Genomic DNA, 6,922 nt, shown 5'->3' with positions numbered 1-6,922 from the left:
ATCCACATCACACCTGCCGAAAATTTCAAAGAACTTTTGCCGCAATTTATTGATAAAAAATTACTCCAGGAATAAGGTTTTGCTGGGGTGGATACAGACAAAAAAAGCTTTTGTCCCTGAAGAAGGCGCTGGAACAAGTGTTCTTCCAGCGCCTTTCTTAATTCAGGTAAGTTTTCAATAGCATCTTGAAATTCGTTTTGTGAGACCGTCTGTAAAATACAAGGTTCCAGGCTTTCAATACTGTATAAACTCGGTTGATTTGTCCTGAAACTTTCAATAGAAGAAACAATCTGACCTTCAAAGAAAAATTGAGTTGTTATTTCTTTTCCGTCATTGTTTATCCAGGTTCGCAAACAACCTTGTTCAATAAAGTACATTGTTTTGGATACTTTTCCTTCCTGCAAGAGGAGGGTTTTAGCAGGAACCTCAATTTGTTTGAAATAGGGACTGAATATCTCCCAACTGGTCGATTTCACATTTTTCTGTTTCATTTTGTAATGGCGTTTTAGGACTGCAGGCTCAATATAAGTGATTTATCCTTTGTTCAACACCCCTCTAAAATCACTTACCGCTTTAGGTCTCCCCCAATATCGCACTCACATAAATTATTCCATCATTTTAATTTTTTCGCTCACTCAGTCACACCCCTTCTCAATCAACTTCATCATCATCTCCTTCTGTTTCTCATCTTTCGCTTGAAAATGTTTCCCAATCTAATGTATATTTCCGGCACTATTCACAGGCGAATGATCCCTTTTAAACAGACCCAACCGCGTCATTCAAATCCGCTGGGACTTTATTAGCTTGTGAATGATCCGAAACTCTCAAAATGCCAGGGATGCCAGGTTTGAAGTTATCAAAGCTCTGTTATCAACAGGCGTTATTTACTTTTATTCTCAATTTGTTTCCATATATCTTTAACACTCTTTTCTCCATCGAAATAACCTGCTTGAGAATTCTTATTAAAAATCTCGAACGATGGGGCAATAAGAATTTTATCAGAGTCCGGATATTCAGCAATATCATAACCAATATAAGTCCGTATGTCCAAATACACACAGGACTCTTCCGTGTGATTATATAGTTGGTGTGCTCCCGTTTCCCCTTTCTCAAAAAACATCAAATCACCAACATTAACGATTTCCAATCCATCTGGAGTTCTCAATGTTGCGGAGCCTGAAAGTATCATAAAAAGTTCCTCTGCATATCGATGAAAATGGTAGGGGGCTGAAAATTCGTCTGGATTTAATTGCCTTAAATCAAAGTTCAGGTTTTCAGGATTTACACCCATTTTACTTCTTGATAAATCTGTGAAAACCCTGTAATGATCAATCTTATTTGGACTTTCTTGAAAGTCTCTTTGGTCTGCTTTTAAAATCGTTGCCATATCTTGATATTAATCAGTTAACAATTGTAGCCTTCCCATCGCAGAACCATGCAAAACACCATCAACAGCTTATCAGACACTTAACAGCCTTTCAAAACATATTTTTGTCGCAAATATTGACAAAATTGGCGACAACAACCATGGCAACAATTAAAAAATATTGCTTTGCCTCAGGAAAACAAGCGTTTTCCCCCCACCCCTATATCCTAAACAACTTATCCGATTGTGAAAGCGTTAATATGGTATAATCTTCCACCGGTATATCTTCAGGCAATTTTTCCCGCAATACAGGCAATACATATTGACAGTTCACCCGCTCAACAATTTCTGTTAGTAATCCTGATATCTGATTATCATGAACATTTTCAATCTGATCATGCAGGATAAAATGGAGTTGCTCGAGTTCTAAATCATCTGCGAATAAAATATACGCAAGATCAAAGGCCGCAATTTGTCCTTTTTTCTTGCCGGTGCCTGGATTTCCGGAAACTGTTTCCACAGAAAGCCCATACCCTCGTTCATTTTCATTAGCAACCAATAAAAATTGTTCTCCGTAAAGCTTCCCCGATATTTCAGAAAAATACTTATTGAAATGAGTAATGCGGTCTTTTATTAACGCTTCCCGTGCATTGATCCCCTCATTGATCTGTTCCAATTCCCTCTGTAGTGTTTCTAATTTCCGGTTAGAGCTTTCCCACATCTTTTGTTGCTCTTCCAGGTGTCCTTTATTTTCGTACAGGGCGTTTAATTTCCCTATTATAGCCTGCAATTCGTCAAGGGCTCCTTTTTTTTGCAAAATATTGGTAAACTCACGTTCCTTTTGGCGTAAATCTCTCAACCTGTTCCTTCCCTTTTTTATTTCCGTTTCAACATCTGGCAGCTCGGCCAAAATATACTTTAACTTTTCAGTAATCATTTCGTTATGAAACTTTAAAGTATCTTCAAAAGACTTCTGAATATTCGGAATCAGTGCGCTGGCTTCCTCGTAAAGAGACCTTATTTGATTAACATTAATGTCTGCAACCTCTTTCTCCAACTCCTCTTTACTTTCAATAATCATTTCCCTTCTCAATTCAAGCTGACCAAGCAGCGTTGAGAGTCGGTTTATTTCTCCTTTTGATTGATTCAGCTCTTCAAGGTAGTTTTCGTATTCCTCATTGAGATTAAAGCTCTCTTTTTGCGTCTCCAAATTATGAATATCCCTTTCCACAACAATTAACGCTTGCTCGGTGCGGGCATAGTTATTTTCCTTACGCAATCTTTTTTGAAGGTTCTTTTCAATACTTATCTTCGTCAACAACTCCTGCTTCCTTGCATGATTATCAATCGGGATGCCCAACCAAAACAAATACAAAGCTTCGTATTCTTCTCGCTTAGTTGTTGAATGCAAAACCTTCAATACATTCTCAAGCCGGTATTTCTCATCCCGGATATTTTTAGCTATAATCTGTCTGAATGTAGGTCTTTCAATAGTGGTTTTAAATATTTGTCTGGTCAACTCTCGATTAAACTCTTTCAAATCGCCTATGGGCTCACCATTTATTTCCTGGATCTTTTCTCCTCTTGGCAGAAAATTACGTCGAATAGTAATTTCTTTAGACATCAAAACCTCAGGATCTTCTTTAAGTATAAGAGTTACAACAACATTGTTTTTCTTGAGGAACTCTTCAACCTCATGATTATTGGCCCGGTCTTTAAATTCAGCATCTTCATATATATTTTTCCCTTTACTTCCCAGGCAATAGTCAATAAGTCGTAATACGGTTGTTTTCCCCACATTATTGCCTGACTCCTTCCGGTCTTCTGTGCGGGTTTCGTCGATAATCAGATTGATCCCCTTTTGAAAGGAAATATCCCGGATTACAACACCGCTGTTTTCTATAATCAGTTTCTTTAAAAACATTTTACCAGTTTTCCGTTTTGGTTGTCAACAATTCCCAGCAGAAAGAGCCAGTCAAGAGATAATGCAAAAAGATTGAAGGAAACTTTTTCACGAGCATTCAAACGGTCATACACATCAAGGAAATCAAAAAATTCCTGGTTCGAACTTTTTAATACCTCAATAATTTGGGCCCCTAAATGATAAACATTGTTTTGGGGGTTAATGTCACGTCCTAAAATCATAAGCCCCTTGGTTCTTCAAGAATTTTACATCTCATAAAAGCATCTACCATTATTATTGGAATAGCAAATGCCACATCATCCCGTAGCGAATGCTGCTCATCAACCATATTAAGAAGCTCATTTTCGACCTCTTCTATAATATTGTCCGCATTCTCCCTAATAATATCCATTTCATCCTTCTCACCCTCAAGGTACCTGCCCTTTACTCTGGTGTAAATGAGTTTTATATTCCTGAGAAGTCTTATCTTTTTAAAAGAGCCTTGCTCCTCCAGTTCTCCATACAAAACATTAATCTTGGGATAATAAACGGCATACTCGTCAATTAAGGATTTATTCCTTTTTATCCCGTTATATTCAATTTTCTGAGTAATTCCAAAGATCTCCAGACCATCATCCCCCTGCAAGTCCTCATCCAGCTCCAGTTCGGCGATTCCGTTGATAGCCTGGTTAAGCAGCCTGGGATTATTAGCAAGAATACTCAATTTCTGCCGCGATTCATGAAACTCCTTCCATTGCTTTAGCAATTCCACAGAATATTGATCTTCGTTGTTCTTGTTGTCAATAATACTATGGCATTCGTCGCACAACAAAATCAGGTTATTATAATGACGCCGTTCATCATCGTTCATATCCGGATTATACCGGGGCCCGTTTTCACTGGCAGCTTCAATGTGGCAAATTTTGCTGACGATGGTTTCTCCATCCCGTGCAATCAATGACCGCGCACAGTCAGGTGCTGCACATTCATTTCCGGAAAGCGTATCCAGCAACCTGATGGTTGATCTTGTATAATCTCTTGCTTTTGATCCCATTGTAAGCAAAAATATGAAAAATGTATTCTATTTACTCGCCTTTACCAAACAATAATTCACGGCTGGATAATCATCCCCTTTGGCACGGTTGTTTTGCCATTGCAATGGCTGAAGATTTGAAAGATCATCATTGCCTCCTTCAGAAACGGGCTTGATGTGGTCAATTTCCCAGCCATTCCCATTTTCGGTAGTGTCTCCAGACTTCTCCCACTTTATCCAGGCACCACAACGATCCTTACGCTATACATCTGGATTGTGACTTGGAACAATTTCTGCTCTATTCCAAACGACTCTTTGGGTTTCTTCTGTGAAAGATTGACCTTGTCTGTCTGTGTTTCTTGAACGTGGCATAGACAAAAAATTTTATGATGATATTGGGACAAAAAAATACTACTCCATTTTTCTAACTAATTCAAACTTGAAACTTTGCGAAATAAATCCTTTAAATAATGATCTGATAAATCTAATATGGGTTCGTACATAAAAGCATTGATATGTATGTTTTCAGCGGTCATTAAATTCACTTGTTCCATTAGTTTAATATTCTCGGTTTCTTCAGAAAATTTGTCTTTATATAGACGCATTAATTCTGTCGTTTGATAATTTGATATCAGAGAAACCTCTTCTTTAGAATCTATTTTTTCAATCATAAATTCTTCTGCTTTTAAACGTATTGCCATAGATAGAATTACTTTAGTTTCAAGTTGAACCCTCTCAGATGTTTCAGCAAGAATCCTTGATGTTTCATCAAGAATCATATCATAAACCGGCTTTTCGGGTATGTGATATTCTTTATCGGCCCAAATTGTTTTGTACGTTTCAATTATATCACTCACCTGTAAAGCTTTTGTATCAGACTTAACGTGGAGCAAATTAGTTAATTTAAGATAATGGGAATCTTGATTTCCTTTGATATACTCAATAATGTTTCTGGCGAACGGAATGGAAGCCAGAAATATTCGCTCCTTTTTTTCTATTTCCTTAACCCAGGATTCAAAAACATTACGAAGGTATTGTCCTTTTACTAGTTTAACCTCGGCATCACTTCGAATCGTCATAAAGCAATCAGCGTAATTAATACTTGGAAGTCTGGAGGCCACTGTCCGGTAAAAATCAAAATTATGGGTCAATAGCAGCACTTTGAACTTAGAATCTTCAGAAATATCCTTTAGGTATTCAATTATGGCATACTTATTCTTATAATCAAACGAATCAGCAATATCATCAAGGATTAAGATACAATCATTTTCATCCTTCTTCCTCGCTTCTATCTCAAAAATAACATTCAACAAGTATAAGGCACGTTTTTCCCCTGTGCTCAAAGACTTCTTTACATCCGTCTCATCAATACTTCTCTCTCCACGTCCATCGGAATAGGAAAAACCAATATTAGGAGATACTTTATCTTTAAGAATTACATCATCTTGATTTAAAACTTCAAGTTTGAAAGGAACATTAAACCTATTATTGTATAGATCAACAACCTTTTCCCATTCAGTTTTTTCTGCATTTGCCTGATCAACGATCGAACGAATTGTATCTTGGGACTCAGCATATAAAGCAATTAAGGTATTAAAACTTTCTTTTATACCCCCAAAATAATTTATCCACAGTTTCTTTTTAAACCCATCTAAATCGGAAAGTTCGGAGATCAATTCAGGTTCACTTTCTAATACTCCTTTCAATGTTTTTAGTTGCACATTTTTTGTAATGGCATTATCGATTTTATCAAATTTTTTGGCCAAATCCTCATCTGACAATATCCTATCTTTTTCCCTCTTTACCAGCTCATTAAGTCCATCCTTGTCGGCAATAATAGTTTCATCCTCTAATACTACTTTATGGTTGGCCTCAAAAAAACGGTTATCCGCTAGTGATTTATTTACTCCAATGGCATTATCGGTACCAAAAACACCTTTCTTAAAAAATGTTGAACTATCAATTAACTCCGTATATTTATCAAGGTATTCTTCTATTAATCCAGAGTTACTCTTCAGGAAATCATAAACTTTATCATTTATGACATCGCCATATTTATAACTCAGTTCATTATATTCAGTTTCATTTATTTGAGGAGAGATTGAGCTTAACTTCTCAAAAATATTTTTCCCTTCAAAAATTAAGCTAATTTCTTTTTCGGCATTACTCGAACCAGATATACGCTTAATGTCTTTGAATACTTCATTTTTTTTATTTTCTATATTCTCCAGGATCTCCTGATATTGACTTTTTAATTCTGGATTTACCAGTAATGTGGCCATTTTTTCTTTTGAAGAATAGCTGTCCGAATATGAATCAACAACTAAAATCTGCTCAGGTTGAATGTCAGCTCCATCATATTGGATAGAGGATTTACTTATTCTATCCGGAAAAAGTTCATCCTGTGGTTTTCTCTTTCTGGAAACAGCTTGGAATGTCTTGGCTAATGATGTTTTCATACAACCATTTGGCGCATAAATGACCTTGGTGTTTCTGTCACTGAAGTCAAATTCTTTTTCAAGTTTTGCTATACCGTAGCAATTTTCAAGCTTAATGGTTAGTTTTTTCATATTTCACTTAGTAAATTTTGGTACTTCAACCTGACAAATCTCTTTTCAGA

The 6,922-nt window shown here is 36.5% G+C and carries 7 protein-coding genes; all 7 read right to left on the bottom strand.

What is annotated here, in order from left to right; genetic code table 11:
• Positions 1 to 491: Crp/Fnr family transcriptional regulator (locus tag BY457_RS18110; RefSeq protein WP_106154743.1), on the bottom strand; the 491-nt coding region annotated here is incomplete at its 3' end.
• Positions 492 to 880: 389 nt separating this feature from the next.
• Positions 881 to 1,387 carry a cupin domain-containing protein gene (locus BY457_RS18105; RefSeq protein ID WP_106154742.1) on the bottom strand — a complete coding sequence of 169 codons (507 nt, stop codon included), beginning with the start codon at positions 1,385 to 1,387 and terminating at the stop codon, positions 881 to 883.
• Between the two features lie 199 nt (positions 1,388 to 1,586).
• On the bottom strand, positions 1,587 to 3,290 hold the full coding sequence (locus BY457_RS18100) for a DUF2326 domain-containing protein (RefSeq protein ID WP_106154741.1): 1,704 nt from the start codon (positions 3,288 to 3,290) through the stop codon (positions 1,587 to 1,589).
• On the bottom strand, positions 3,281 to 3,511 hold the full coding sequence (locus BY457_RS18095) for an ABC-three component system middle component 6 (RefSeq protein WP_106154740.1): 231 nt from the start codon (positions 3,509 to 3,511) through the stop codon (positions 3,281 to 3,283). Before BY457_RS18095 ends, BY457_RS18100 begins: the two co-directional genes overlap by 10 nt.
• The gene (locus BY457_RS18090) at positions 3,508 to 4,323 is read right to left on the bottom strand and encodes an ABC-three component system protein (RefSeq protein ID WP_106154739.1); all 816 of its coding nucleotides are present in this window, start codon (positions 4,321 to 4,323) and stop codon (positions 3,508 to 3,510) included. Before BY457_RS18090 ends, BY457_RS18095 begins: the two co-directional genes overlap by 4 nt.
• Before the next feature lie 27 nt (positions 4,324 to 4,350).
• Positions 4,351 to 4,539, bottom strand: a complete 189-nt coding sequence (locus BY457_RS19385; protein ID WP_106154745.1) for an HNH endonuclease signature motif containing protein — start codon at positions 4,537 to 4,539, stop codon at positions 4,351 to 4,353.
• Between the two features lie 191 nt (positions 4,540 to 4,730).
• Positions 4,731 to 6,872: a hypothetical protein gene (locus BY457_RS18080; protein WP_106154738.1), complete on the bottom strand. Its 2,142-nt coding sequence runs from the start codon at positions 6,870 to 6,872 to the stop codon at positions 4,731 to 4,733.
• Positions 6,873 to 6,922: the final 50 nt, after the last annotated feature.

This window comes from Marinilabilia salmonicolor (genome assembly GCF_003003035.1).
Lineage (GTDB): Bacteria > Bacteroidota > Bacteroidia > Bacteroidales > Marinilabiliaceae > Marinilabilia > Marinilabilia salmonicolor_A.
Note: the sequence above shows the minus strand (reverse complement) of the source record. Positions and strands in the feature narration are given on the sequence as shown.